Source organism: Lentzea flava (assembly GCF_014648475.1).
In the GTDB taxonomy this organism is placed as follows: Bacteria; Actinomycetota; Actinomycetes; order Mycobacteriales; family Pseudonocardiaceae; genus Lentzea; species Lentzea flava.
Window position 1 is genome coordinate 77,018 of the sequence record NZ_BMRE01000010.1, and the last position, 23,668, is coordinate 100,685.

The following is a 23,668-nucleotide window of genomic DNA, read 5'->3' on the forward strand; positions in this document are numbered from 1 at the left end:
GTGACGGCTCGCGTGCCGAAAGTGGGACAACGGCGCCGACGATCAAGCCCGGACGGGCGAAACGCATACTGATGTCGTGATTTTCCTGTTGCTCCTGGGGGTCCCGACCGCGTTGGGCCATGTGTACCTGTGGCGCCGGCTCGTCGTGGACACCACGCGTCCGCGCACGCTCGGGCGACGCATCGGCACGTGGGCCATCATCGGGGCGTTCGTGCTGCTGATGAGCACGTTGGTCGTGACGCGACGGGTGCCGCCGGAGTTCGGGAAGTTCTTCGCCTGGCCGGGGTTCGTGTGGCTCGCCGTGCTGTTCTACCTGGCCATCGCGCTGGGCATCGCGGAGATTCCCCGCCGGATCCTGTTGAAGCGAGCAACGCTCGTACCCGCCGCCGTGGGCGCCGAGCCGGTCGAGGTCGTGCCCGACCCGTCGCGACGACTGTTCATCTCGCGGTCGGTCGCCATCGGCTCCGGCATCGCGGCGGGCAGCGTCGTCGGCTACGGCATGACGCAGGCGCTGGGCGCGCCGCAGCTGCTGACCGTGCCGGTCACGCTGGACAAGCTCCAGAAGTCCCTGTCGGGCTTCCGGATCGCGGTGGTGAGCGACATTCACCTCGGGCCGCTGCTCGGCCGTTCGCACACCGAGCGGATCGTGCGGATGATCAACGAGCAGGACGCCGACCTCGTCGCGATCGTCGGCGACCTGGTGGACGGCACCGTCGCCGAGCTGGGCGAGGCCGCGGCACCGTTGCGGGACCTCGTGTCCAGGCACGGCAGCTTCTTCGTGACGGGCAACCACGAGTACTTCTCCGGCCACGAGCAGTGGATCTCGGAGGTGGAGAAGCTCGGGGTGAACCCCTTGCGCAACGAGGGTTTGACCATTGCCGGTGGCATCGAGCTCGCCGGCGTGAACGACGTGATCGGCAAGTCCTACGGCGACGCGCCGGACTTCGAGCGCGCTCTCACGGGCCGCGACCGGAACAACCCGCTCGTCCTGTTGGCACACCAGCCCGTGCAGGTGAGCGACGCGGCTTCACGTGGTGTCGACCTCCAGTTGTCCGGTCATACACACGGCGGTCAGATGGTGCCGTTCAACTTCGTGGTACCGGTGCAGCAACCCAGCGTCGCGGGGCTGTCGAAGGTGGACGACACGTGGCTCTACGTCAGTCGTGGCGCGGGTTTCTGGGGTCCGCCGGTGCGCGTCGGCGCGCCTCCGGACATCACGATGATCGAACTGCGTTCTGCTGGCTAAGTCACACTCGGCCGGACTGGATTGCGCACTTGGGGTGTCCAGGCCGTAGAGTGGACGGCCGTGCCCGCGTACGGACCGCGAGGCGGATGAAGGGGGAACCCTGGGGAAATGACCGAGAGCTTCGCCGTTGACCGGCGTTACGAGGCAGAGGCTCGTATTCGGCGTTTCCTGGACCAGGAGAACCCGTCGACACCGTGTCTGGTGATCGACCTCGAGACGATCCGCGCGCGTTACCAGGCGATTCACGCGGCACTGCCGTCCGTCGACATCTACTACGCCGTCAAGTCGAACCCCGAGGCGGACGTGGTCGGCACGCTCGTGGCCGAGGGTTCGCGGTTCGACGTGGCGTCGCCCGCGGAGATCGACCTGTGCCTCGAGCGCGGTGCCTCACCCGCGTCGATCTCCTACAGCAACCCCATCAAGAAGGCCGCGGACATCGCGTACGCCTACTCGCGCGGGGTGCGACTGTTCGTGTCGGACAGCGAGCAGGACGTGCGGTTCGTGGCCGAGCACGCGCCGGGGGCGTCCGTGCTGGTGCGGATTCTCGTGCAGAGCAAGGGTTCCACCTACCCGTTCGGCAACAAGTTCGGTTGCGATCCGGAGATGGCGACGGATCTCTTGCGGCTGGCGCACCAGCTGGGACTCGTTCCTTTGGGTGTCGCTTTCCACGCGGGCTCGCAGCAGATGTCCGTTTCCGGCTGGGACTCCGGCATCGCCGACGCGGCGCTGATCGCCGCGAAGCTGCGCGCGGAGGGCATCGAGACGTCAACGGTCAACCTGGGCGGCGGCCTTCCCGCCGTGTACCAGGACTCCACACCCTCACTCGAGGCTTTCGCCTCTGCCATCGAAGCGTCGATCGCACGACACTTCGGTGCTGTGCGTCCACGCGTGATGATCGAACCCGGCCGCGCGATCTCCGCGGAGGCCGGGATGATCCGCTCCTCCGTCGTGCTGGTGTCGCGGAAGTCCTATTCGGACGAACGCCGCTGGGTGTACCTCGACATCGGCCGCTACCAGGGCCTCGCCGAGACCGAGGGCGAGGCGATCGCGTACCGCCTGCGCACCTCGCGCGACGGCTCGCCGACCGGCCCGGTCGTGCTGGCCGGCCCGACATGCGACGCCGACGACGTGATCTACCAGCACACGCGCTACGACCTGCCGCTCGACCTCGTGGCCGGTGATCACGTGGACATCCTCCACGCGGGCGCCTACACGTCCTCCTATTCGTCCGTGTGCTTCAACGGTTTCCCGCCGCTGGCCACGTACTGCATCTGAGTCCGTAGTTATTCACATAGTTTGGAGTGATTGATGTCCGAAGCGCCCTGTCAGACCGAGGAAACCGTCGGTTTGTTCGCGGGACAGCACGTACTTGCAGAGCTCTCGGGTGTGAGCGCCGATCTGCTCGACGACGAGCAGTTCCTCCGACACGCCCTTGGTGAGGTTCTCACGCAGGCCGACGCAACGGTGCTGGAGGTGATCTCCAAGAAGTTCGATCCCCAAGGAGTCACCGTGCTGGCTTTGCTGTCGGAATCCCATGCGTCGATCCACACCTATCCCGAAGTGGGGTCGGTGTTCGTCGACGTGTTCACCTGCGGTACTCGTGCGAAACCCGCACTGGCCGTCCAGCTACTCGCTGACGCCCTGGGCGCCGCTCACGTGAGCACGGATCTCGTCACTCGTGGCATCAAGGAGCACGCCGCGTGAACACCATCAACGAGCCGCTCGCCGAGGGCATGACCCGCCACTGGCGAGTGGACGAGGTGCTGGTCGACACCAAGACCGACTTCCAGCACCTGGTGATCGCCCGCACGGCCCAGGGCGTGTCGCTGTTCTGCGACAACGACCGCCAGTCGACGGAGTTCAGCCAGCTGACCTACCACGAGGCCCTGATGGTGCCGGCGCTCCTGCTGGCCGACCAGGTCGAGCGCGTGCTGGTGATCGGCTCCTCCGAGGGCGTCGTGTGCCAGATGGCGGTGGAGCACGGTGCCTCCGTCGTCGACCACATCGACATCGACGAGCAGGCCGTGAAGCTGTGCGCGGAGCACCTGCCGTACGGGTACACGCTCGAGGAGCTGGCACTCGCTGAGAAGGGCGAGGGCCCGATCCGCGTGCAGTACATCGACGGGTTCGAGTACATCCGCACGACGTCGGAGAAGTACGACATCGTGCTGGTGGACCTGCCCGACGAGCGCGAGGAGGAGGCGCAGCACAACCGCCTGTACGGCGCCGACTTCCTGCGCATGTGCAAGGCCCTGCTGCGTCCGGGCGGCGTCGTCGTCAACCAGTCCGGCTGCCAGACGATGTGGCGCAACACCACGCTGATCCGCTCCTGGCAGCGGTTCAACGAGGTGTTCGACACCGTCGCCTACTACGGCTCGGACGAGCACGAGTGGGCGTACCTGTTCGGGCGCGCCGACGTGGTCGAGGACCCGACCGCCCTGATGGTGGAGCGGTTGAAGACCGCCGGGTACCAGCCGGAGTCGATCGACGACCTCGCGCTGGTCGGGAACAGCATTCCGCCCTACCGGGTGCGGCACTCGCTGGCCTGACGGTTCGGCTTGTGAGAGGGGCGTCTCCCGTTGCGGGAGGCGCCCCTTTCGCTGTTGCTGGGCACCGGAGCTGGTCGAGCTGGTGGCTGAACCGCCGGAGTCGGTCGTGTCGGGGTGCGGGCGGGACCGGTCCTGGTCCCGCCCGCCTCGCTCAGGCCAGTGACTGCTTCAGGAAGTCGACCTGCAGCAGCAGGAGGTTCTCGGCCACCTGTTCCTGCGGGGTCATGTGCGTGACGCCCGAGAGCGGCAGCACGGTGTGGGGGCGGCCCGCGGCCAGCAGGGCGTTGGAGAGGCGCAGCGTGTGGGCTGCCACCACGTTGTCGTCGGCCAGGCCGTGGATGATCATCAGCGGGCGGGAGAGCTTGTCGGCGTCGGCGATCAGCGAGTTCGCGTCGTAGACCTCGGGCTTCTCGTCGGGGTGGCCCAGGTAGCGCTCGGTGTAGTGGGTGTCGTAGAGACGCCAGTCGGTCACCGGGGCGCCGGCGATGCCCGCGTGGAAGACGTCCGGGCGGCGCAGGACGGCCAGGGCGCTGAGGTAGCCGCCGTAGGACCAGCCGCGGATGGCCACGCGGCTCAGGTCCAGGTCGGGTTCGAGGGCCGCGGCCGCGTGCAGGGCGTCCACCTGGTCTTCCAGGGTGGCGCCGGCGAAGTCGTACGCGATGGCGCGTTCCCAGGCGAGGCCTCGGCCAGGGGTGCCGCGGCCGTCGGCCACGAGGACGGCGAAGCCCTGGTCCGCCAGCCACTGCGAGGCGAGGAAGGCGTTCTGGGCCGACACCACGCGCTGCGCGTGCGGGCCGCCGTACGGGTCCATGAGGACGGGGAGCTTGGTTCCCGGGGTGTGGCCGGTCGGGAGCAGCAGGGCGGCGCGGATCTTGCGCTCGCCCAGGGTCAGCATGCGCGGGGACGCCTTGAGGACCGGGGTCTCGGCCCACGACTCGATGACGTGGTCGCCGACAGTCGCTCGGGTGCCGAACCTGTCCAAAGTGGCCGAAAGCAGCACAACCGTGCTGCCGCCCCGAATCGCCGCGTGCACACCGTCCTCGGCGGACAGACGCTCGACCGTCGTGCCGACCGAGTAGACGTGCGTCTGGGTCGGGTCGTCCGACGAGGCGGCGACCAGGATCGAGTCGTCGGCGATGTCGAGGACACGACGCACCTGGAGGCCCTCGGTGAGGACGTCGTCGCCCACCTGCAGGGCGTACTCGTCGCCGTTGCCCACGATCCGCACGAGGCGGCCGTCCGGGGTCCACGCCGGGGCTCCGTCGGTGACCTCGAGCCACACCGGGTCGGTCTCGGTGACGAGTTCGGACACCGAGCCGGTTTCCGGCGCCAGTGCGTAGATCCTGCGGGTACGCTGGTCGCGGGTCTGGGTGGTGATCAGCGGCGCGCCGCCGGAAGACCAGTGCACGTCGTTCAGGTAGTCGAACTCGAGCAGCACCGGGACGAAGGTGCCGTCCAGCGACACCACGTGCAGCGACACCGTGGCGTTGGCGGTACCGGCGGCCGGGTAGGCGATCTCGGTGGCGGCGGTGCCGGGGTTGGCCGGGTCGGCGATGTACCAGCGCTGCACCGGGGCGTTGTTCACGCGCGCGGCGATGAGGCGGGTGCCGTTCGGCTCCCACCAGTAGCCCCGGTAGCGCGACATCTCCTCGGCCGCGATGAACTCGGCCAGGCCGAACGTCACGTCCTCGCCGTCGGGGACGGCCACGGCGTAGTCGTCGCCCGAGTCGAGCTCGACCACGCGCAGCGTGCCGCGGGTGACGTAGGCCACACGCGAGCCCGTCGGGTCGACCCGCGGGTCGATGACGCCGCCCTCGGTCGGCAGTTCGCGGACAGCACCCTTGACGAGGTCCGCCACGAACAGGCGGCCGGACAGCGCGAACGACGCGACCGTCGCGTCCTTCGACAGGGCGTAGCCCACGATGCCCGCGCCGGACTCACGCGTGCGCTCGCGGCGGGCCTTCTCCTCCGCAGGCAGGTCCTCCGGATCGGTCAGCAGCTGCGCCGGGTCGGCGAGCAGCCTTTCGACGCCGGTGGTCGTGTTCAGCTCCCAGAGGCCGTTCGCACGACTCGTGGCCGTGGCCGGACGCAGGAAGAAGACACGTGCCCCGTCTGACGACACCGCGAAGGTCCTGGGTGCGCCTACGGTGAACCGCTGGGTGCGCGCCTGTTGGCGCGGGAAGGAGATGTCGTTGCCCACCCGCCCACACTAACCCGAGGGCCCGGGCGAGGCCGGTGCCGTGAGGCGCCGCACCTGGCGCGATACAGACCCGTCGGGGGTTGCGGACGAGCGACACAGCCCTAGCCCACGCGAGTGCGCGGAGGCAGCGGCACGAACCCGCTCGTCCGCCGGACGTACTCGGCGTAACCGGGACGCCGGGACACGATGTCCTTCTCCAGCAACGGTTTGCCGGTGCCCTTCGCGAGCAGCCACGTCATGATCACCGGACCGATGATCGTGAGCGCGGCGAGCCACGAGTGCAACGCGAACAGGTACAGGCCCCACCACACGACGGCGTCGCCGAAGTAGTTGGGGTGCCTCGTGTAGCGCCACAGTCCGCGATCCATCACGGCACCCTTGTTCGCGGGGTCCGCGCGGAACCGGGAGAGCTGCCAATCGCCAACGGCCTCGAAGACGAAGCCGACCATCCACACGCCAGTGCCCACCCAATCTACCACTCCGATCGGGGCCGAAAGATGCTGCGCCGCCTGCACCGGCAGCGACACGATCCACATCAGAGCGGCCTGGATCAGGTAGACGCGGTACATCCGCAGGCGCTGATTTCCGTTGGCACGCCTCAAAATCTCCTGGTAGCGGGGATCTTCCTCCTTGCCGGAGTTGCGCACGAAGATGTGCACTCCCAGGCGTGCGCCCCACACGACGGTCAGGGCCGTCACCAGCCACTGCCGAGTTGGTTCGCCCTCCGCGAACAGCAGGGTGATCACCGCGATCACGGCGAAACCGGGGCCCCACGCGGAGTCGATCAGGTCGTAGCGGCGGCGTGCGTCCGCGTACAGGAACAGGCCGCTGAGCAGCAGGAAGACGGCGACCAGGCTGATCAGGAAGCTCATCGCGCCACCAGTTCGGCGCGCACGCGCGGCATGCCGCTGCGGCCGTGCTCGCTCCTGCGCACCGCGAGGATCTGGTCCACGCCCATCCGCCCTTCCTCGAACGTCAGCGCGCCACCCGCGAGGTAGAGCCGCCACACCCGCGCCTGTCCCTCGCCGACCAGTGCGACGACCTCGTCCCACCTGTCTTCCAGTGTCTGCGCCCACGCCCTCACGGTCCAGACGTAGTGCTCGCGCAACGCGTGCACGTCACGGATCTCGAAGCCGGCGCTTTCGAGGAAGCTCATCGTCTGACTGACAGGTCGCATGTGCGTGTCCGGCGCGACGTACGACTCGATGAACGCGCCGCCGCCGGGTGCGTTGCGGCCGCGCGACATCTGTTGCGAGGCGTACGCCGGGTAGTTCCGCTCGCCGACGTGTTCACCCATCTCGATGGTGGAGATCGTGACGCCGGTGGCGTGCACCCCGTGGTCGCGGGCGGCGTGGATGATCATCGATCCCCAGCCGCAGCCGACGTCCAGCAGCCTCATCCCCGGTCGCAGGCCGAGCTTGCGGCACACCAGATCCAGCTTGTTGTGCTGGGCCTGGGCCAGTGAGTCCGATGAGGACGCGAAGTAACCGCACGAGTAGGCCATGCTCAGGTCGTAGTGGTGCGAGATCGCGGCGCGGTCGCGCGACCGGGTGTGCGGGGCGCCGCGCAGCCGTGCCTCCTCACGAGGCGTGGACGGGTTGGGTCCCAGCACTTTCAGTCGCAATGCAAGTTTCACGATCTCGGAGATCCGCGGCCGCCGCGTGACGCCGCGCCGCACCAGGCCCCAGATCTGGGACGGCCGCTCACGTACGCGCGCGAGACCGAGCTCGTTCGGGCTCCAGACGAGGCGGCGGAGAGCGTCGCGGGAGCGGATCACGAGCACCGTGCCGTCCTGCGGACCCGCCACGCTGCCCTCCCACGCCCGAATTCCGATCGGCAACGGCGCGCCCAGCACGCGTTCGGCCATTCCTGCCAGCTGACCAGCGACGACCACCCTGCACCTCCTGCGTGACCTGGCTCCGCCAGACGTTCGAGACGGGAGGAGGTTCGGTTCGTTTCTGAACCGAGACGCAACCACGCCCGTATGGCCTCGATAGAGCGAACGACGGACAAGGAGGACATGAGTGTGATCCGACGTAACCGCATTGCCATCGGGCTCGCCGCGGGGCTGGCAGTTGTGCTGGGTCTGGGTGTCTGGAGTGCCACGGGAAGTGGCACGAACTCGAAACCGGTGGCACAGACCGAAACCGACCTCGGCGTCCTCGGCGACTACGGCGACACGGGTCAGGCCCCGGTACTCCAGGAGCCCGCTCAGGCGCCAGAAACCCCTGTTCAGCAGCAGGCACCGGAAACCCCGACCCCGGCCGCGCAGCCTCCCGCCGCGCAGCCTCCCGCAGCGGCCCCGGTGAGCACTCTGCGCCTGGTCGGCAAGGCGGTCGACAAGATGGGCATGGTCGTCCAGGACGGCGACGGCCGCACCATGTACCGCTTCGACAAGGACACCCCGAAGCCCGAAGGCAAGTCGAACTGCAACAACCAGTGCGCCGTCACGTGGCCGCCGCTGCTGTCGGACACGATCCCGCAGCTCGAGGGCATTGACCCGAAGCTCGTCTCGCTGATCACCCGCGCGGACGGCAAGAAGCAGGTCGCCATCGACGGCTGGGCGATCTACGCCTACTCGAAGGACCCAGGGCCGGGCAAGTGGGCCGGCCAGGGCGTTGGCGGCACGTGGTTCGTGATCCAGCCCGACGGCAAGCGCAACGTCGAGTGCCTCCCGCCCGGTGTGACGGCTCCCGCGGCGTAATCCCCCACAGCGTTCCGTTAGGACGGTCCATCTGAGACACACAACACCCTGACACGGTGACACCCCGGCCCTGGGGAAGGGGCCGGGGTTCCCGTCGTTTCGCTCTCGCACCACGAAAGGGGCGCCACCGGAGACTCCGGTGGCGCCCCTTTCCCACTCAGCTGGAGAGCGTCGGGTACAGCGGGTGCTTGGCAGCCAGCACCTCGACGCGGGCACGCAGCTCGTCGAGCGCGGCACCCGGCTTCAGGGCCTCCGCGATGATGTCGGCGACCTCGGCGAAGTCGACCTCGCCGAAACCGCGCGTCGCGAGCGCCGGCGTGCCGATCCGCAGGCCCGAGGTGACCATCGGCGGGCGCGGGTCGTTCGGGACGGCGTTGCGGTTGACCGTGATGCCGATCTGGTGCAGCACGTCCTCCGCCTGCTTGCCGTCGAGCTCGGAGTTCACCAGGTCGACCAGCACCAGGTGGACGTCCGTGCCGCCGGTCAGCACCTTCACGCCCGCGGCCGCGACGTCCGGCTGCGACAGGCGGTCGGCGAGGATCTTCGAGCCCTCCAGCGTGCGGCGCTGGCGGTCGGCGAACTCCGGCGAGGCTGCGTGCTTGAACGCCACGGCCTTCGCGGCGATCACGTGCTCCAGCGGACCGCCCTGCTGGCCGGGGAAGACCGCGGAGTTGATTTTCTTGGCGATGTCCGCGTCGTTCGAAAGGATCACGCCACCGCGAGGACCGCCGAGGGTCTTGTGCGTGGTCGTCGTCGTCACGTGCGCGTGCGGGACGGGCGACGGGTGCAGGCCCGCGGCCACCAGGCCGGCGAAGTGGGCCATGTCGACCATCAGGTAGGCCTCGACCGAGTCGGCGATGCGGCGGAACTCGGCGAAGTCCAGCTGACGCGGGTAGGCGGACCAGCCGGCGACGATCAGCTTCGGGCGGTGCTCCTGGGCGAGGCGCTCGACCTCGGCCATGTCGACGCGGCCGTCGGTGTCGGACACGTGGTACGGCACGACGTTGTAGAGCTTGCCGGAGAAGTTGATGCGCATGCCGTGGGTCAGGTGGCCGCCGTGCGCGAGGTCCAGGCCCAGGATCGTGTCGCCCGGCTGCAGCAGCGCGAACATCGCGGCCGCGTTGGCCTGCGCGCCCGAGTGCGGCTGGACGTTCGCGAAACCGGCGCCGAACAACGACTTGATGCGCTCGATGGCGAGGCGCTCCACCACGTCGACGTGCTCGCAGCCGCCGTAGTAGCGGCGGCCGGGGTAGCCCTCGGCGTACTTGTTGGTGAGCACCGAGCCCTGCGCCTGCAGGACGGAGACCGGCGTGAAGTTCTCCGAGGCGATCATCTCGAGGGTGCCCTGCTGGCGCGCCAGCTCGGCCGCAACGGCCTCGGCAACCTCGGGGTCGTACTCCGCGAGGGAGGCGTTGAACTGGTCGGACATCTGGAAGATCTCCCTACTTGGCGCGCTTGTAGAACGGAAGTGCGACGACCTCGACCGGCTGCTTCTTGCCGCGGACGTCCACCAGCAGTTGGGTGCCGGGCTCGGCACTCGCCTTCGTCACGTAGGCCATGGCGACGGAGTAGCCGAGGGTCGGGGACAGCGCGCCCGACGTCACCTCGCCCACGACCTCGTCGCCGCTCAGCACCGCGTACCCGTGCCGCGGGGCCCTGCGCTCCGGCGTCTTCAGCCCGACCAGGACGGAGTCCACACCGGACTCGGCGACCTTGGTGAGCGCGTCGCGGCCCACGAAGTCGCCAGGCTTGTCGAGCTTCACGACCCGGCCGAGGTTCGCGTGGTACGGCGTCAGCGACGTCGTGAGTTCGTTGCCGTACAACGGCATTCCGGCTTCGAGACGCAACGTGTCGCGGCAGCCGAGACCGCACGGCTTGAGCTCGTGCGCGGCACCGGCCTGAAGCAGCGCGTTCCAGACGGCCGCGGCGTCGGCGGGCGCCAGGAAGAGCTCGAAGCCCTCCTCGCCCGTGTACCCGGTGCGCGCCAGCAGCGCGTCGACGCCCGCGACCTTCGACGGGTAGGACGCGTAGTACTTGACCGTCGAGAGGTCGGTGCCGGTCAGCCCGGCGAGGACCTCGACCGACTTCGGGCCCTGGATCGCGATCAGCGCGTAGTCGGTGGACTTGTCGGTGACCACCGTGTCGAACCCGGCGGCACGCTCGACGAGCGCCTCGGCCACCACGGCGGCGTTGGAGGCGTTCGCGACGACCATGAACTCCTCGTCGCCGAGGCGGTACACGATCAGGTCGTCGATCACGCCGCCGTCGGCCTGCGTGATCATCGTGTAGCGCGCCTTGCCGACCGCCAGCGCGGAGATGTGGCCGACGAGCGCGAAGTCGAGCGCCTCGCCCGCCTGCGGACCGGTCAGCACGATCTCACCCATGTGCGTGAGGTCGAAGAGGCCGGCGGTGGTGCGCACCGCGTGGTGCTCGGCGAGCTCGCTCGAGTAGCGCAGCGGCATCCGCCAGCCCGCGAAGTCGGTGAACATCGCGCCGAGCTGTTCGTGCTCGGCGTTCAGAGGCGTGAGGCGGGACATCAGAACGCTCCTCCAGGGTGCGCCGAAGAGCCGGACGAGGCCGGCTGAGGCAACAGAAGAATGACACGGTCCATCGGAGACTCCTCTTCCAGAGCAGCCTCCCCCTCTGTCATGAGCCTGAGAGCTTCGCCACCTTCAGTGGCTTGCACCGTGGGCGAGGCGTGGACGCCTGCTTTCCAGAGTTGCCTTCGTCGTGCGGTATCTGTGCCTGAGAGATTCCGGGGAGGAGTTGCTCCTTCGGCGCTCCCGCTGAAGGGAGCTCTCCCGCGCGACATCGACGGCCGTGTTCAGTTGGTAGCCCCAGACGCTAGCAGGCCAAACGTCACAGCGGCACGCCCTGCGCAGTCTTCTCGACCACCTTGCGCTCGGCCCAGAACGACAGGAACGGAACCGTGCCGGCGAGCAGCACGAGCGCGGTGCCCTTGATCGACCAGCGCAGCTTCAGCGCCAGGTCGACGGAAATCACCAGGTAGATGGCGTAGAGGAAGCCGTGGACCGGGCCGACGACCTTCATGAACTGGCCCATGTCCGCGGCGTACTTGAGCACCATCGCCACGACCAGCAGCAGGAGGAAGACACCGACCACGTAAGCCATGACCCGGAACCGGGTCAACGCACCCTTCATCTGCCCGCCTTCGCTCAACGACCGTCCCGCGCGTTGAGGTCCGCGAGCATGCGGTTGTAGGCCGCGAGCTCCGCGTCTTCTTCGTCGTCGAAGTGCTCGACAGGCGCGGGTTTGACGGCGTCAACCGTAGTCACCGGCTCTTGCGCGGACACAACCGGCTCCGGCTCGGAGAGAGCCTCGTCACGACGCTGGCGCGCAAGGCGGCGGAAGCGCCACACCATGAAGAGCGGGAAGAGGCCGAAGAGCGGCCACTGGAGCACGTAACCGAGGTTCTGGAACGTGCCGCTGGCGGACTCGAAGCGCTGCCACTGCCACCAGGCGAGCCCGCAGCACACGATCAGAGCGACCAGGCATCCGAGCCCGATCAGGATCCGCTGGGGGGTGAGGAGGCCGCGCACGGCTTCCAGACTAGAGGCTGTTCCGCGGATCTGGGGTCCGCCCCCAGCTCAACACGACGAACAAGCCCTGGCGAGCACGCGAATCCACTTGCGAGTGGGCGGGGCTCCCGCCTCCGAGAGCCTGCCCTCGAATGACTTGGGTGTGGCCTCCACCTGGAGGCCGACCCGTTGATGGATCCGCTCGGGCAGGGGCCTCCACCCAGGAGGCCAACCCGTTGAAGGATCCGCTCGGGTAAGGGCCTCCACCCAGGAGGCCAACCCGTTCAGGGAACCGCTCGGGTAAGGGCCTCCACCCAGGAGGCCAACCCGTTGAGGGAACCGCTCGGGTAGGGGCCTCCTCGTCAGGAGGCCGGACCCGGTTGGGGGTCCGGGGGCTTGCCCCCGGCTGGGGTGTGGGGGCTCGGCCCCCACAAAACACGCGGAACGAACATCGGCGAGCGCTCTTCGCGAGCACACCTCTCCCGTTCGTTACGCCCTACGCCACGCCGTCCCGGCGCTGCCTCTGCAGACGTGCGACGCACCAGGCCGCGGCAGAACCACGGCGGAGGTGCTGGAGAACCGTCATCGGTCCCAGGCGCCTCCCGAGGTCGGCAGGGGTCAGGCCCGCCGCGCGGTAGTCGAGCGCGCGCTGGTCCAACGGGCTGATGCCCGCGTCCCACCACTGCTCGGCCTCGCTGACGTCGCCCACCAGCTGCCAGTAGCTCGCCGCGGCAGCGAGCAGTGCCTCGGGTGCCTCCGGCGCCCGCTTGCGCATCGCGGCCACGTAGGCCGGATCCGCCGAGTCGACCTTGACCAAGCCACGCGACCCGCCCTTGCTGCCTCCCCGCTGCACGGGGATGCCGGGCGCCGAGGGGGGAGCCTCCGCGAGCCACGCGTTCTTGATCCGGTTCACCTCCTGCATCTCTGCGTCATCAGACCGTTCAGCCGCCCACTGCTTCAACAGCTCGTGGACCCCGGAGTCCTCGACCATCCATGCCTCCTCGTCGGTCGGGGATCGGCCATTGCAGCGGAAGGTATTCGGTAGGTCTGACAATCGCCAGACCCTGAATCCTCAGAACACCCGTTACCAGTGCGTGATTGGCCTCATTCCACCCATCCGGCTCAACCCGAACGGCCGAGGATCACCCAGAGTCACTAGCTGATCGGGGTGGCCGTCCCGAAGAGGCTCCTGATGAAGGTGATGATCGACTCCGCGCCCTGACGCAGCCAGCCGAGGACCGTCTGGACCGCGGCCGCGGACTGTTCGGGCTGGGTGATCAGGAGGAACAGCACCAGCGCGACGCCCGCCAGCACTAGCACCTTCTTGAGGTTCACAGGTACCTCTCCGTCCATGTCGCTCACAGGTGAGGCGGCGGACCGCCCGTGTCACCCGACATGGTCCCTCATTCACCCTTGCGATGAACAACGACCACGCCCAACTCGTCCTAGGATCCACCAGCGGCGCACGCCTGCACGACGGGGAATGTCACCCGAATGGCGGCTAAAGAGCCCCGGATCCAGCGCCGATGTCCTGGGCACGAGGTGAACACGGACACCCTCGCATCCCACAGCTTGGACCAGACACTGTTGCATCGAGCCTCACCCGGATGCCGACCCGCCGGCATCACGCTCTGTCACCCCGTCGTGTCCTTATTAATGCGCACCCGCATTCACGCAATTACTCCTGACCGCCGCAGTTCCATAATTTGGGCGTCCGCCACACCCATGTCGGCAAGCACTTCCCCGGTGTTCATCCCGGTGGAAACCGGCGCCGTCGGAACAGCCGCCGGAGTGCGGTCGAAGCGAGGTGCGGGCGCCGGGTGCAGCGCGCCGGAGACGTCGACGAACGTGCCCCGTGCCTCGTTGTACGGGTGCCGCGCTGCCTCGGACGGCGTCAGCACCGGCGCCAGGCACGCGTCCGTGTCGCGAGCGAGGTCCGCCCACTCGTCCCGCGTCCTGGTCTTGATCGCCGCCGCGATGCTTTCACGCAGCTCGGGCCAGTTCGCCGGGTCGTTGCGCGACGGCGCGTCCTCCAGCCCCAGCACGCGCACCAGGTCGGCGTAGAACTTCTCCTCCAACGCGCCGATGGCCACGAACCGCCCGTCCGCGGCCTCGTAGACGTCGTAGAAGGGCACGCCGCCGTCGAGCATGTTCTCGCCACGCGCACCGGACCACATGCCCGCGTTCTTCATCCCGTGCAGGAACGTCGTCAGCAGCGCGGCCCCGTCGACCATGGCCGCGTCGACGACCTGGCCACGTCCGGAGCGTTCCCTTTCATACAGCGCGGCGAGCACGCCGAGGGCGAGCAACATCCCTCCCCCGCCGAAGTCGCCGAGGAGGTTGATCGGGAACGACGGCGGCCCACCGGCCCGTCCCAGCGGCTCCAACGCGCCGGCGACGGCGATGTAGTTGATGTCGTGACCGGCCCGGTCGGCGAGCGGCCCGTCCTGGCCCCAGCCCGTCATGCGGCCGTAGATGAGGCGCGGGTTGCGGGCGAGGCATTGCGCCGGACCGATGCCCAGCCGCTCGGTCACGCCCGGCCGGAAACCCTCCACCAGCACGTCCGAGCGTTCGACCAGGCGCAGCACCAGCTCGGCGCCCTCGGGTTTGCGGGTGTCGATCGCGACCGAACGCCGGTTGCGGGTCAGGAAGTCGCCGGGGACCGTCAGGTGGCTGCCCGGCTTGTGCACCTGGATCACGTCCGCGCCGAGGTCCGCGAGCACCATGCAGCCGAACGGCGCGGGCGCGAGCCCCGCGAGCTCGACGACGCGAAGTCCTGCCAGCGGCCCGCTCACAACGACCTCGCGATGATTTCCTTCATGATCTCGTTCGTGCCGCCGAAGATCCGCTGCACGCGGGCGTCGGACCAGGCACGTGCGATCGGGTACTCGTTCATGTAGCCGTAGCCGCCGAAGAGCTGCACGCACTCGTCGACGACCTTGCCCAGCCGGTCGCTGGCCCACCACTTCGCCATCGCCGCGGTCGGCACGTCGAGCTCGCCGCGCAGGTGCTTCTCGATGCACTCGTCGATGAACGCCCTGGTCACGGCCGCCTCGGTGGCGCACTCGGCGAGCTTGAACCTGGTGTTCTGGAACTTCATCAGCTCCTTGCCGAACGCCGTGCGCTCCTTCACGTACTTCAGCGTCACGTCGACGGCCGCCTCGATGCCCGCGATGCAGCAGACGCCGATGATCAGGCGTTCCTGCGGCAGCTGCTGCATGAGCTGGATGAACCCGAGGCCCTCCTGGTCGCCGAGGAGGTTCGCGACGGGCACGCGGACGTCGTCGAAGAACAGCTCGGCGGTGTCCTGGCCCTTCATGCCGACCTTGTCCAGCACGCGGCCGCGCCGGATGTCGCCTTCCACGACGATCAGCGAGATGCCCTGGGCGCCCTGCGACGGGTCGGTCTTCGCGACCACGATCACGAGGTCGGCGTGCACGCCGTTGGTGATGAACGTCTTCGAGCCGCTGATGACGTACTCGTCGCCGTCCCTGATGGCCCTGGTGCGGATGCCCTGGAGGTCGGAGCCCGCGCCGGGTTCGGTCATCGCGATCGCGCCCACGTACTCACCGGACGCGAGCTTGGGCAGCCAGCGGCGCTTCTGCTCCTCGGAGCCGTAGGAGTTGAGGTAGTGGGCGACGATTCCGCTGTGGACGCTGTTGCCCCAGGCGCTGTCACCGGCGCGTGCCTGTTCCTCGAGCAGCACGGCCTCGTGTGCGAAGGTGCCGCCGCCGCCTCCGTACTCCTCTGGGATGCTCAGGCACAGCAGTCCGAGGTCACCGGCCTTGCGCCACAGGTCGCGGTCGACCTGCTTCTGCTCGGCGAAGCGTTCCTGGTGCGGCGCGACCTCCTTCTCCATGAACGTGCGGGCGAGCTGGCGCAACTGGTCCAGGTCGCTGTCCATCCACCGCGATCGACGCTCTGCCATGCGGTCCACGAAACCACCGGGCGGTGGTCCACGCCATGACCGGCGCGCCAGGGCGTCACCCGAAAAACTGAGCGAAAAAACCACCTCGGTCGGCCAGACTGCTCGGTGTGCAGATCCACCAGATCACGCCGGACGAGTGGCGGCTGTGGCGCGACATCCGGCTGGAGGCGCTGGCCAGCGACCCCGCGGAGTTCGGCTCGACGCTGGCCCGTGAGCAGGCCTACGGCGAGAACGAGTGGCGCGAGCGCATCGTCGGCGGCCTGAACCTCGTCGCACTGGACCCCGGCCCCGTCGGCCTGGTCGGCGCCACCTCCAAACCCGGCGACCTCCACCTCTACTCGATGTGGGTGCGGAGCTCCCATCGCGGCAAAGGAGTCGGAGAAGCGCTGGTCAAGGCCGTGCTGGCGTGGGCGGCGGAGGAGGGCTGGAAGCGGGTCCGGCTGCGCGTCTGGGAGCACAACCTGCCTGCGCGCAAGCTCTACCAGCGGCTGGGGTTCGTGGACGCCGACGAACCGGAGCACATGGAGTTCGTGCTGAGCTAATCGGTCACCCTTCACGGTCATGGCCAGGCCGAGAGGCCCGGCCTAGCGTGGGTGCCATGAGCGAAGCCTTGATCTTCGACGCGGTGCGCACGCCGCGCGGCAAGGGGAAGCGCGGGTCGCTGCACAGCGTCAAGCCCGTCGCGCTGGCCGCCGGTGTGCTGCGCGCGCTGTCCGAACGCAACTCCCTCGACACCTCCGCGGTCGACGACGTCGTGTTCGGCGTGGTGTCACCGCTCGGCGAGCAGGGTGGTGACATCGCCAGGACCGCGGTGCTGGCGGCCGGGTGGGACCAGCGGCCGGCGGGCGTGCAGCTCAACCGGTTCTGCGCGTCGGGCCTGGAGTCGGTGAACCTCGCGGCCGCGAAGGTCGCCTCCGGCTTCGAGGACCTGGTGGTCGCGGGTGGCGTCGAGTCGATGTCGCGCGTCCCGATGGGGTCCGACGGCGGTGCGTGGGCGATCGACCCGCAGACGAACTTCGACCTGTCGTTCGTGCCGCAGGGCGTGTCGGCCGACCTGATCGCGACGCTGGAGGGCTTCTCCCGCACGGACGTCGACGCGTGGGCCGCCCGGTCGCACGCCCGCGCGTTCGAGGCGCAGAAGAACGGCTTCTTCGAGCGGTCCGTCGTCCCGGTCGTCGACCAGAACGGCACGGTGGTGCTGAAGGAGGACGAGACGATCCGGCCCGAGTCCACTGTGGAGTCGCTGGGCAAGCTGAAGCCCAGCTTCCAGTTCCACGGCGACCTCGGCTACGACACGGTGGCGATCGACCGCTACCCCACCGTCGAGCGCATCAACCACGTGCACACGCCGGGCAACTCGTCGCAGATCGTCGACGGTGCCGCGGCCGTGCTGATCGGCTCGGAGGCCGCAGGGAGGTCGCTGGGACTCACCCCGCGTGCCCGGATCGTCTCCGTCGCCGTGGTGGGAACCGAGCCGACGATCATGCTGACCGGACCGGCGCCGTCCGCGCGCAAGGCGCTGGACAAGGCGGGACTCTCGGTCGAGGACATCGACCTGTTCGAGGTCAACGAGGCGTTCTCGTCGGTCGTGCTGAAGTTCCTGCGGGACATGGACATCCCGGAGGACAAGGTCAACGTCAACGGCGGCGCGATCGCGCTCGGCCACCCGCTCGGCGCGACCGGCTGCATGATCCTCGGGACGCTGCTGGACGAGCTGGAGCGCCGGGACCTGCGCCGCGGCCTGGCCACGCTGTGCGTGGGCGGCGGCATGGGTATCGCGACGATCATCGAGAGGGTTTGAGATGCCGTTCCACTACGACAAGGACGCCGACGGCATCGTCACCCTGACGATGGACATGTCCGGCTCCGCCAACGTCATGAACCTCGAGTACCGGGAGCTGATGAACGAGGCGGTCTCCCGGCTGGAGGGCGACGAGATCACCGGCGTGATCATCACGTCGGCCAAGAAGACGTTCTTCGCGGGCGGCGACCTGAACGTGCTGATCGCCATCACACCGGAGAACGCCTCCGAGGCGCTGGACGGCGTCGAGGAGATCAAGTCGCAGCTGCGGCGGCTGGAGAAGCTCGGCAAGCCGGTCGTGGCGGCGATCAACGGGTCCGCGCTCGGCGGCGGGTTCGAGATCGCGCTGTCCTCGCACCGCCGGATCGTGCTGAACGACAACGGCATCCGCCTCGGCCTGCCGGAAGCCACGCTCGGTCTGCTGCCCGGCGGCGGTGGCGTGACGCGCATGGTGCGGCTGCTCGGCGTGCAGAAGGCGTTGCCGTTGCTCATGGAGGGCAAGCAGCTGCGGCCGGAACGCGCGCTGCAGGCCGGGATCGTGCACCAGCTCGTGGACACGCGCGAGGAACTGCTGTCCGAGGCCCGCGAGTGGATCAAGGCGAACCCGGCGCCGGTGCAGCCCTGGGACGTGCCGGGCGCCGGGGTGCCGGACCTGAAGTTCGGCGACCCCAACAGCTACGGCGTTCTCGCCGCCGCGCCCGCCGTGCTGAGCAAGAAGACGCACGGCGTGTACCCGGCGCCGGAGAAGATCATGGCGGCGGCGGTCGAGGGTGCCTACGTCGACTTCGACACGGCGCTGAAGATCGAGGGCCGCTACTTCGTGGAACTGGCCGCGGGTCAGGTCTCCAAGAACATGATCACGGCGTTCTGGTTCAACCTCAACGAGGTCAACGGCCGCGCGTCCTCGTCGGGCAGGCGCGTGACGAAGCTCGGCGTGCTCGGCGCGGGCATGATGGGCGCTGGAATCGCCGAGGTGTCCGCGAAAGCGGGCATCGAGGTCGTACTGAAGGACGTGACCCTCGAAGCCGCCCAGAAGGGCGCTGGGGGCCTGGAAGGCATCACGCCGACGGACTCCGACGACGACCTCGCGGGCTGCGACCTGATCATCGAGGCGGTGTTCGAGAACCGCGAGCTGAAGAACAAGGTGCTGGCGGCCGCGGAAGCACAGGCGCTGCCGGACGCGGTCATCGCGTCCAACACGTCGACGCTGCCGATCACCGGTCTCGCCACGGCGGTTCCGGACGCCGAGCGGTTCATCGGGCTGCACTTCTTCTCACCCGTGCCGAAGATGCGGCTCGTCGAGATCATCCGCGGTGAGAAGACGTCAGAGGAGACGTTGCAGCGGGCGCTCGACTACGTGCGGCAGATCGGGAAGACGCCGATCGTGGTGAACGACTCGCGCGGTTTCTACACGTCGCGGACGTTCGCGACGTACGTGATCGAGGCGATCACGATGCTGTCCGAGGGCGTGGCGCCGGCGTTGATCGAGAACGTGGCGAAGAAGGCCGGGATGGCCGTCGGACCGCTGGCCGTGTCGGACGAGGTGACGCTGTCGTTGCAGCTGAAGATCCACGACCAGACGCTCGCGGACGACCCGTCGCTGGTGTCGGACAGCCCCGCCTACGACCTGATCCGCGAGATGGTGTCGTTGGGGCGCACCGGGAAGGCCGGTGGGGCGGGGTTCTACGAGTACCCCTCCGACGGCTCGAAGAAGTTCCTGTGGCCCGAGCTCACGACCCGGTACGTGAAGGCCGACGCCGGGGTCTCCGAGCAGGACGTGCGGGACCGGCTGCTGTTCGTGCAGGCGCTGGAAACCGTGCGGTGCCTGGACGAGGGCGTGCTGACGTCGGTGGCGGACGCGAACATCGGCTCGATCTTCGGGTTCGGGTTCGCGCCGTGGAGCGGTGGCACGTTGCAGTTCATCAACTCCTACGGCGTGCAGGCGTTCGTGGAGCGGGCGGACTACCTCGCGGACACCTACGGGGAGCGGTTCCGGCCGCCTGCCTCCTTGCGGGAGCGCGAGAAGTTCTAGGCGCGGTAGGAACCGGGCGAGGACCCGGTCCAGCGCTTGAAGGCCCGGTGGAAGGCGCTCGCCTCGGAGAACCCGAGGCGCAGCGCCAACTCCTCCACCGACTCCCCGCCCCGCACCAGCGAGGCGACCGCCTGGTCGCGCAGCAGCTGCTCGCGCACCTCGCGGAACGACGTCCCCTCCGCGGCCAGCCGGCGCCGCAACGTCGGCGCACTCACCCCGAGACGTGCCGCCACGGCCTCGAGCCCGCTCACGCCGCTGCCGAGAAGCCTCCGCACGTGCCCCGCCGTGTTCGCGCCGTAGTCCCTGCGCGACAACAACTCCGCCGGCGAGTGCCGCAGAAACCTGCGCAGGCCCGCCTCGTCCTGCACGACCGGCATGCGCAGGAACTTCTGGTCGAACGAGATCGCCGTGGCGGGTGCGTCGAACGTCAGCGGGCAACCGAAGATCAGGTGGTACTCGGCGGCGTGCGCCGGTTCCTGGTAGGCGAACTCGGCCTCCCGCAACGGAATCCTGCGGCCGATCAGCCACGACGAGAAGCGGTGCCACAGCACGAGCAGCGACTCGGTCAGGAAGTGGTCCGGGTCGCCGGGGACGTGCAACGAGAAGCGGCCGTCGTCCAGCGAGAGTTCCAGCGGTTCGTCGAACAGGGCGTAGAACGCGAGGCCGCGGCGCAGCGCCGACTCGAGATCCGGGCAGTGGACGGTGAGCAGGCACATCATCGCGAACGTGCCGCGTTTGGACGGACGCGGACCGAAGCCCATGAACTCGTCGTCGAGGACTTCCCACAGGATCTGGATCAGCTTCGTGTACTGGGCCGGCGTGACACGGGCGCGGTCGTCGGCCAGGAGGCTCGGCGGGATGCCGGCGCCGGCGAGGACCTCGGACGGCGACGGGCATGCGCGCAATGCCGCGCGCACGTAGTGGATCGCCACGGTCCTGGTGTGCACGAACCACCCTAAAACGCCATCGGCGGTGGCGCGGCTCCGGGGAGAGTTGGAGTCGCGCCACCGCCGATGAAGGCCCACCCAGTGAGCCGTGCTCCTCACCAACAGGGCTTCCGCACGCCCATCGGCAAGGGACGATGTTGTGTCCTCATGTCAACGCTATGTGGTCTAGACCAGGAAAGTCAATAGTGCGAAGAGAGCACGTCCTGATCAGATGTTTCAGGCTTGTTCCAGCGGTGCTACGGCGAACCCCGCGGAGAACCGCTGACACCAGATCACGACACTCCGAATGGACGACACGTCCACACCGGCCGGAATTTCGTACACCTGATCGCCACGATTTCCCTTCAGCTTACCAAGACTGGTGAATCCTTCACCGAACGTCTTCTCGGCCGAGCTCGACGGGTGCGGGGACAGGTAGACGTACAGGTCAGGGCCGTCGCTGGTGTTCAGGGACGCGAACTGGACGGAATGCCCGCCGCCGGGCAGTTCGATCAGGCTCGCCCTGCCGGTGGTGGCGTGTTCGAGTGAGCGCCACTCACCTGTCGCGACCTCCCGCGGCGTTTCCGCCGGCTTCTCGGCACTGGTCTGCACGCTGGTCGTCACCGGCGCCGTCGGCACGAGCAGCGCGTCGTGCGTTTCGCGAACCGTGAGCAGCCGCCACGGCTGGAACAGGTACAACCCGATCCCGAGGGCGACGACGACCACGACTGCGACGGGGATCAGAAATCGACGATGCGGCATACCGAAAATCCTGACCCGAATCGGACCGAAAAGAGCTTACGGAGTTGTTAGGGTCCTGCCCGTGGCGACGCAGGCGAGGATCGGCCAGGCCGTGCTCGGTGTCCTGATGGTCGGCTGCGCCCTGACGGGCCTGTTCCCCAGACCCGTGCCGTTGCTCTTCGCCGTCGCCGCGGTCGGCACGGCCAACGCGGCGTTCCCGTTGATGCGCACGTTCGGCTCGGCGTTGCTGGGCGGTGTGGCGGCGTCGTCGATCGCCCTGTCGTCGGTCCCGTTCGTCACCTGCTCCTCGGAGCGCTTCACCGACGTGTTCACCTGCACGGGTGACGCTCCGACGTGGCATCTGACCGGAACCGTGCTGGTGGCAGGCCTTTCCGGGGCCAGTTTGGTGCTCGCCCGGATCACAGATCAGTGACAGCGATCACTCAACCAGGGGCATCAAGACGCCGATAAGGCAAGCAGGTGAGCGTTCTCCTGCGCCTGGCCCAGCCGGTAATCTGCCGTTGAGCGTGATCGCCTTACTTCCAACGTGAGCATTTGAGGAGGACCGCTGTGCGCGCACTGTGGGCCGCAGGTGGTTCCGCCGTGCTCGGGTCCGCGTTGCTCGGGGTGCTGGTGGGAATGGCGTTCCACGGCGCCGGTGACGACGATCCGCTGAGCCGGACACCCGCGTCCACGTGGATCAAGTCCACGGCGACCACCCCGTCGAGCTCCGTCGAGAGCTCGGCCCCCGAGAGCAGCGCGCCGTCGAGCTCCAGCAGCCCGGCGCCGAGCACGCAGCAGACACCGAAGAAGACGACGACTCCGCCGCCTGCCGTGGTCAACCCCGCGCCACCGCCGCCTCAGGTCACCACGACGACCACTGCGACGTCGTCCGGGTGGCCGTGCAGCCCGTTGAACCCGTTGCCGCCGCCCACCTGCAAGAACTTCAGCAACTAGGTCAGGCGGACTCGCGGCGCACCAGGACCGTCGGCAGCACCTGCTTCTTCGTCTTGACGGTCTCGTCGCGCAGCAGCTTCATCAGGTGCTCGACCATGTGCTTGACCTGCTCGTCCGAGTCCTGGCGCACCGACGTGAGCGGCGGGGTGGTGTGCTCGGCGATCGCCACGTGGTCGTCGAAGCCGACGACCGCGACGTCCTGCGGCACCCGCTTTCCGGCCTCCTGCAACGTCTCCAGCGCACCGGCGGCCATGAGGTCGGAGGCCACGAACACCGCGTCCAGGGTCGGCACCTTCGCGAGCAGCGCGGCCATCGCCTTGCGGCCGCCCTCACGCGTGAAGCCGCCGTCCTCGGTGACCTTCGCGGCGCCCTTGTCGTCGAGGCCCATCGCGGACTTGAAGCCGTTCAGGCGGTCGATCGCGGACAGCTCGTCCAACGGGCCCGACACGTGCACGATCTTCTTGCGGCCGAGCGACTTCAGGTGCTCGGTGGCGAGCACGGCACCGCCCTCGTTGTCGTTGTCGACGAGGTGCATGCCGCGCAACGAGCCCCACGGCTTGCCGGCGTAGACGACCGGCAGCGGCAGCTTCTTCACGATCGACACGAGCTCGTCGTTGCGGTGCGGCGCGAACACCAGCGCGCCGTCGACGTGACCGCCGGCGAGGAAGCGGTGGGCGCGGGCCTGATCGTCGGGCGAGTGCACCAGCATCAGGACCATCTGCACGTCGACGTCGGCGAGAGCACGCGCGCCCGCGCGGATCAGGCGGGCGAAGTGCGGGTCGTCGAAGATCTTGGGCTCTGGCTCGGAGAACACGACGGCCACCGCGCCCGTGCGACGCGTCACCAACGCGCGGGCGGCGCGGTTGGGCTGGTAGCCCAGGGCCAGCACGGCGGCGTTGACCGCTTCCAGCGCCTCGGGGCTGACCCGCGGCGACGCGTTCAGCACTCGTGACGCCGTGGCGCGGGAGACCCCGGCCCTCGCGGCCACGTCCTCCAACGTCGGACGCGCGTGGATGGACACGAGCACCACTCCTCGATGAAAACC

At 68.6% G+C, this 23,668-nt stretch carries 24 protein-coding genes and 2 riboswitches; of the genes, 10 read left to right on the plus strand and 14 right to left on the minus strand.

Annotated elements, in window-relative coordinates:
* Positions 1-76: 76 nt before the first annotated feature.
* The 4 genes from IEZ09_RS14770 to IEZ09_RS14785 all read left to right on the plus strand — a co-directional run bounded on the left by IEZ09_RS14770 (position 77) and on the right by IEZ09_RS14785 (position 3,795).
* Positions 77-1,246: a metallophosphoesterase gene (locus tag IEZ09_RS14770; RefSeq protein WP_308202396.1), complete on the plus strand. Its 1,170-nt coding sequence runs from the start codon at positions 77-79 to the stop codon at positions 1,244-1,246.
* Between the two features lie 108 nt (positions 1,247-1,354).
* Entirely contained in the window at positions 1,355-2,521 is a 1,167-nt protein-coding gene (locus IEZ09_RS14775; protein ID WP_189254243.1) for a type III PLP-dependent enzyme, read from the plus strand.
* 33 nt (positions 2,522-2,554) lie between these two features.
* Complete coding sequence (gene speD, locus IEZ09_RS14780; RefSeq protein ID WP_030466682.1) at positions 2,555-2,950, plus strand: adenosylmethionine decarboxylase; 396 nt, start codon at positions 2,555-2,557, stop codon at positions 2,948-2,950.
* 29 nt (positions 2,951-2,979) lie between these two features.
* Positions 2,980-3,795 (plus strand): spermidine synthase, encoded by an 816-nt coding sequence (locus tag IEZ09_RS14785; RefSeq protein ID WP_189254356.1) that lies wholly within the window; start codon positions 2,980-2,982, stop codon positions 3,793-3,795.
* 151 nt (positions 3,796-3,946) lie between these two features.
* Here the strand turns inward: IEZ09_RS14785 and IEZ09_RS14790 are convergent, their stop codons facing one another.
* The 3 genes from IEZ09_RS14790 to IEZ09_RS14800 form a co-directional block, all read right to left on the minus strand.
* Entirely contained in the window at positions 3,947-5,995 is a 2,049-nt protein-coding gene (locus IEZ09_RS14790) for a S9 family peptidase (protein ID WP_189254244.1), read from the minus strand.
* Positions 5,996-6,096: 101 nt separating this feature from the next.
* A complete protein-coding gene (locus tag IEZ09_RS14795; protein WP_189254245.1) occupies positions 6,097-6,867 on the minus strand; it encodes a DUF1295 domain-containing protein in 771 nt (256 codons plus the stop codon).
* Positions 6,864-7,889 (minus strand): class I SAM-dependent methyltransferase, encoded by a 1,026-nt coding sequence (locus IEZ09_RS14800; RefSeq protein ID WP_370467710.1) that lies wholly within the window; start codon positions 7,887-7,889, stop codon positions 6,864-6,866. Before IEZ09_RS14800 ends, IEZ09_RS14795 begins: the two co-directional genes overlap by 4 nt.
* Before the next feature lie 126 nt (positions 7,890-8,015).
* Between IEZ09_RS14800 and IEZ09_RS14805 the strand changes: the two genes are divergently transcribed.
* Positions 8,016-8,699 (plus strand): COG4315 family predicted lipoprotein, encoded by a 684-nt coding sequence (locus IEZ09_RS14805; protein ID WP_229812565.1) that lies wholly within the window; start codon positions 8,016-8,018, stop codon positions 8,697-8,699.
* Between the two features lie 157 nt (positions 8,700-8,856).
* Here IEZ09_RS14805 and glyA read toward each other — a convergent pair whose 3' ends face one another.
* The 8 genes from glyA to IEZ09_RS14845 all read right to left on the minus strand — a co-directional run bounded on the left by glyA (position 8,857) and on the right by IEZ09_RS14845 (position 16,166).
* Positions 8,857-10,128, minus strand: a complete 1,272-nt coding sequence (gene glyA / locus IEZ09_RS14810; protein WP_189254247.1) for a serine hydroxymethyltransferase — start codon at positions 10,126-10,128, stop codon at positions 8,857-8,859.
* A gap of 13 nt (positions 10,129-10,141) precedes the next feature.
* A complete protein-coding gene (gene gcvT / locus IEZ09_RS14815; RefSeq protein WP_189254248.1) occupies positions 10,142-11,236 on the minus strand; it encodes a glycine cleavage system aminomethyltransferase GcvT in 1,095 nt (364 codons plus the stop codon).
* Between the two features lie 99 nt (positions 11,237-11,335).
* Positions 11,336-11,421, minus strand: a riboswitch (glycine riboswitch).
* A gap of 1 nt (position 11,422) precedes the next feature.
* Positions 11,423-11,513, minus strand: a riboswitch (glycine riboswitch).
* A gap of 45 nt (positions 11,514-11,558) precedes the next feature.
* Entirely contained in the window at positions 11,559-11,861 is a 303-nt protein-coding gene (locus IEZ09_RS14820; RefSeq protein ID WP_030466691.1) for a DUF3817 domain-containing protein, read from the minus strand.
* A gap of 14 nt (positions 11,862-11,875) precedes the next feature.
* Positions 11,876-12,259, minus strand: a complete 384-nt coding sequence (locus tag IEZ09_RS14825) for a hypothetical protein (protein ID WP_189254249.1) — start codon at positions 12,257-12,259, stop codon at positions 11,876-11,878.
* Positions 12,260-12,734: 475 nt separating this feature from the next.
* Positions 12,735-13,229 (minus strand): transcriptional regulator, encoded by a 495-nt coding sequence (locus IEZ09_RS14830; RefSeq protein ID WP_109633389.1) that lies wholly within the window; start codon positions 13,227-13,229, stop codon positions 12,735-12,737.
* A 164-nt stretch (positions 13,230-13,393) separates the two neighbouring features.
* Positions 13,394-13,573 (minus strand): hypothetical protein, encoded by a 180-nt coding sequence (locus IEZ09_RS14835; RefSeq protein ID WP_370467711.1) that lies wholly within the window; start codon positions 13,571-13,573, stop codon positions 13,394-13,396.
* Between the two features lie 335 nt (positions 13,574-13,908).
* Complete coding sequence (locus IEZ09_RS14840) at positions 13,909-15,033, minus strand: CaiB/BaiF CoA transferase family protein (RefSeq protein ID WP_189254251.1); 1,125 nt, start codon at positions 15,031-15,033, stop codon at positions 13,909-13,911.
* Positions 15,030-16,166 (minus strand): acyl-CoA dehydrogenase family protein, encoded by a 1,137-nt coding sequence (locus IEZ09_RS14845; protein WP_189254252.1) that lies wholly within the window; start codon positions 16,164-16,166, stop codon positions 15,030-15,032. The genes IEZ09_RS14840 and IEZ09_RS14845 overlap by 4 nt, the downstream gene beginning before the upstream one ends.
* A 107-nt stretch (positions 16,167-16,273) precedes the next feature.
* On the opposite strand from IEZ09_RS14845, the gene IEZ09_RS14850 reads away from it, so the two are divergent.
* From IEZ09_RS14850 to IEZ09_RS14860, 3 genes are read left to right on the plus strand one after another with little or no spacing between them, the layout of a single operon-like run.
* On the plus strand, positions 16,274-16,708 hold the full coding sequence (locus tag IEZ09_RS14850) for a GNAT family N-acetyltransferase (protein WP_189254253.1): 435 nt from the start codon (positions 16,274-16,276) through the stop codon (positions 16,706-16,708).
* A 56-nt stretch (positions 16,709-16,764) separates the two neighbouring features.
* Complete coding sequence (locus IEZ09_RS14855; RefSeq protein ID WP_189254254.1) at positions 16,765-17,967, plus strand: acetyl-CoA C-acetyltransferase; 1,203 nt, start codon at positions 16,765-16,767, stop codon at positions 17,965-17,967.
* A 1-nt stretch (position 17,968) separates the two neighbouring features.
* The gene (locus IEZ09_RS14860) at positions 17,969-19,999 is read left to right on the plus strand and encodes a 3-hydroxyacyl-CoA dehydrogenase NAD-binding domain-containing protein (RefSeq protein WP_189254255.1); all 2,031 of its coding nucleotides are present in this window, start codon (positions 17,969-17,971) and stop codon (positions 19,997-19,999) included.
* Here the strand turns inward: IEZ09_RS14860 and IEZ09_RS14865 are convergent.
* Both IEZ09_RS14865 and IEZ09_RS14870 read right to left on the minus strand, forming a co-directional pair.
* Positions 19,996-20,946: an AraC family transcriptional regulator gene (locus IEZ09_RS14865; RefSeq protein ID WP_189254256.1), complete on the minus strand. Its 951-nt coding sequence runs from the start codon at positions 20,944-20,946 to the stop codon at positions 19,996-19,998. The two genes, IEZ09_RS14860 and IEZ09_RS14865, sit on opposite strands and share 4 nt — an antisense overlap.
* Positions 20,947-21,162: 216 nt before the next feature.
* Positions 21,163-21,687, minus strand: coding sequence for a DM13 domain-containing protein (locus IEZ09_RS14870; RefSeq protein WP_189254257.1), 525 nt, complete (start codon positions 21,685-21,687; stop codon positions 21,163-21,165).
* 61 nt (positions 21,688-21,748) lie between these two features.
* Between IEZ09_RS14870 and IEZ09_RS14875 the strand changes: the two genes are divergently transcribed.
* Positions 21,749-22,099: a hypothetical protein gene (locus tag IEZ09_RS14875; protein WP_189254258.1), complete on the plus strand. Its 351-nt coding sequence runs from the start codon at positions 21,749-21,751 to the stop codon at positions 22,097-22,099.
* 137 nt (positions 22,100-22,236) lie between these two features.
* Positions 22,237-22,623 carry a hypothetical protein gene (locus IEZ09_RS14880; protein ID WP_189254259.1) on the plus strand — a complete coding sequence of 129 codons (387 nt, stop codon included), beginning with the start codon at positions 22,237-22,239 and terminating at the stop codon, positions 22,621-22,623.
* A 1-nt stretch (position 22,624) separates the two neighbouring features.
* Here the strand turns inward: IEZ09_RS14880 and IEZ09_RS14885 are convergent, their stop codons facing one another.
* A complete protein-coding gene (locus IEZ09_RS14885; RefSeq protein WP_229812566.1) occupies positions 22,625-23,644 on the minus strand; it encodes a LacI family DNA-binding transcriptional regulator in 1,020 nt (339 codons plus the stop codon).
* Between the last annotated feature and the right edge of the window lie 24 nt (positions 23,645-23,668).

Bases quoted from the DNA above. Each gene is read 5' to 3' on its own strand.
- IEZ09_RS14870 (WP_189254257.1), bottom strand. From the start codon at position 21,687: ATGCCGCATCGTCGATTTCTGATCCCCGTCGCAGTCGTGGTCGTCGTC.
- speD (WP_030466682.1), top strand. From the start codon at position 2,555: ATGTCCGAAGCGCCCTGTCAGACCGAGGAAACCGTCGGTTTGTTCGCG.
- IEZ09_RS14830 (WP_109633389.1), bottom strand. From the start codon at position 13,229: ATGGTCGAGGACTCCGGGGTCCACGAGCTGTTGAAGCAGTGGGCGGCT.
- IEZ09_RS14845 (WP_189254252.1), bottom strand. From the start codon at position 16,166: ATGGCAGAGCGTCGATCGCGGTGGATGGACAGCGACCTGGACCAGTTG.
- glyA (WP_189254247.1), bottom strand. From the start codon at position 10,128: ATGTCCGACCAGTTCAACGCCTCCCTCGCGGAGTACGACCCCGAGGTT.
- IEZ09_RS14820 (WP_030466691.1), bottom strand. From the start codon at position 11,861: ATGAAGGGTGCGTTGACCCGGTTCCGGGTCATGGCTTACGTGGTCGGT.
- IEZ09_RS14775 (WP_189254243.1), top strand. From the start codon at position 1,355: ATGACCGAGAGCTTCGCCGTTGACCGGCGTTACGAGGCAGAGGCTCGT.
- IEZ09_RS14785 (WP_189254356.1), top strand. From the start codon at position 2,980: ATGACCCGCCACTGGCGAGTGGACGAGGTGCTGGTCGACACCAAGACC.
- gcvT (WP_189254248.1), bottom strand. From the start codon at position 11,236: ATGTCCCGCCTCACGCCTCTGAACGCCGAGCACGAACAGCTCGGCGCG.
- IEZ09_RS14855 (WP_189254254.1), top strand. From the start codon at position 16,765: ATGAGCGAAGCCTTGATCTTCGACGCGGTGCGCACGCCGCGCGGCAAG.
- IEZ09_RS14805 (WP_229812565.1), top strand. From the start codon at position 8,016: ATGAGTGTGATCCGACGTAACCGCATTGCCATCGGGCTCGCCGCGGGG.
- IEZ09_RS14860 (WP_189254255.1), top strand. From the start codon at position 17,969: ATGCCGTTCCACTACGACAAGGACGCCGACGGCATCGTCACCCTGACG.
- IEZ09_RS14795 (WP_189254245.1), bottom strand. From the start codon at position 6,867: ATGAGCTTCCTGATCAGCCTGGTCGCCGTCTTCCTGCTGCTCAGCGGC.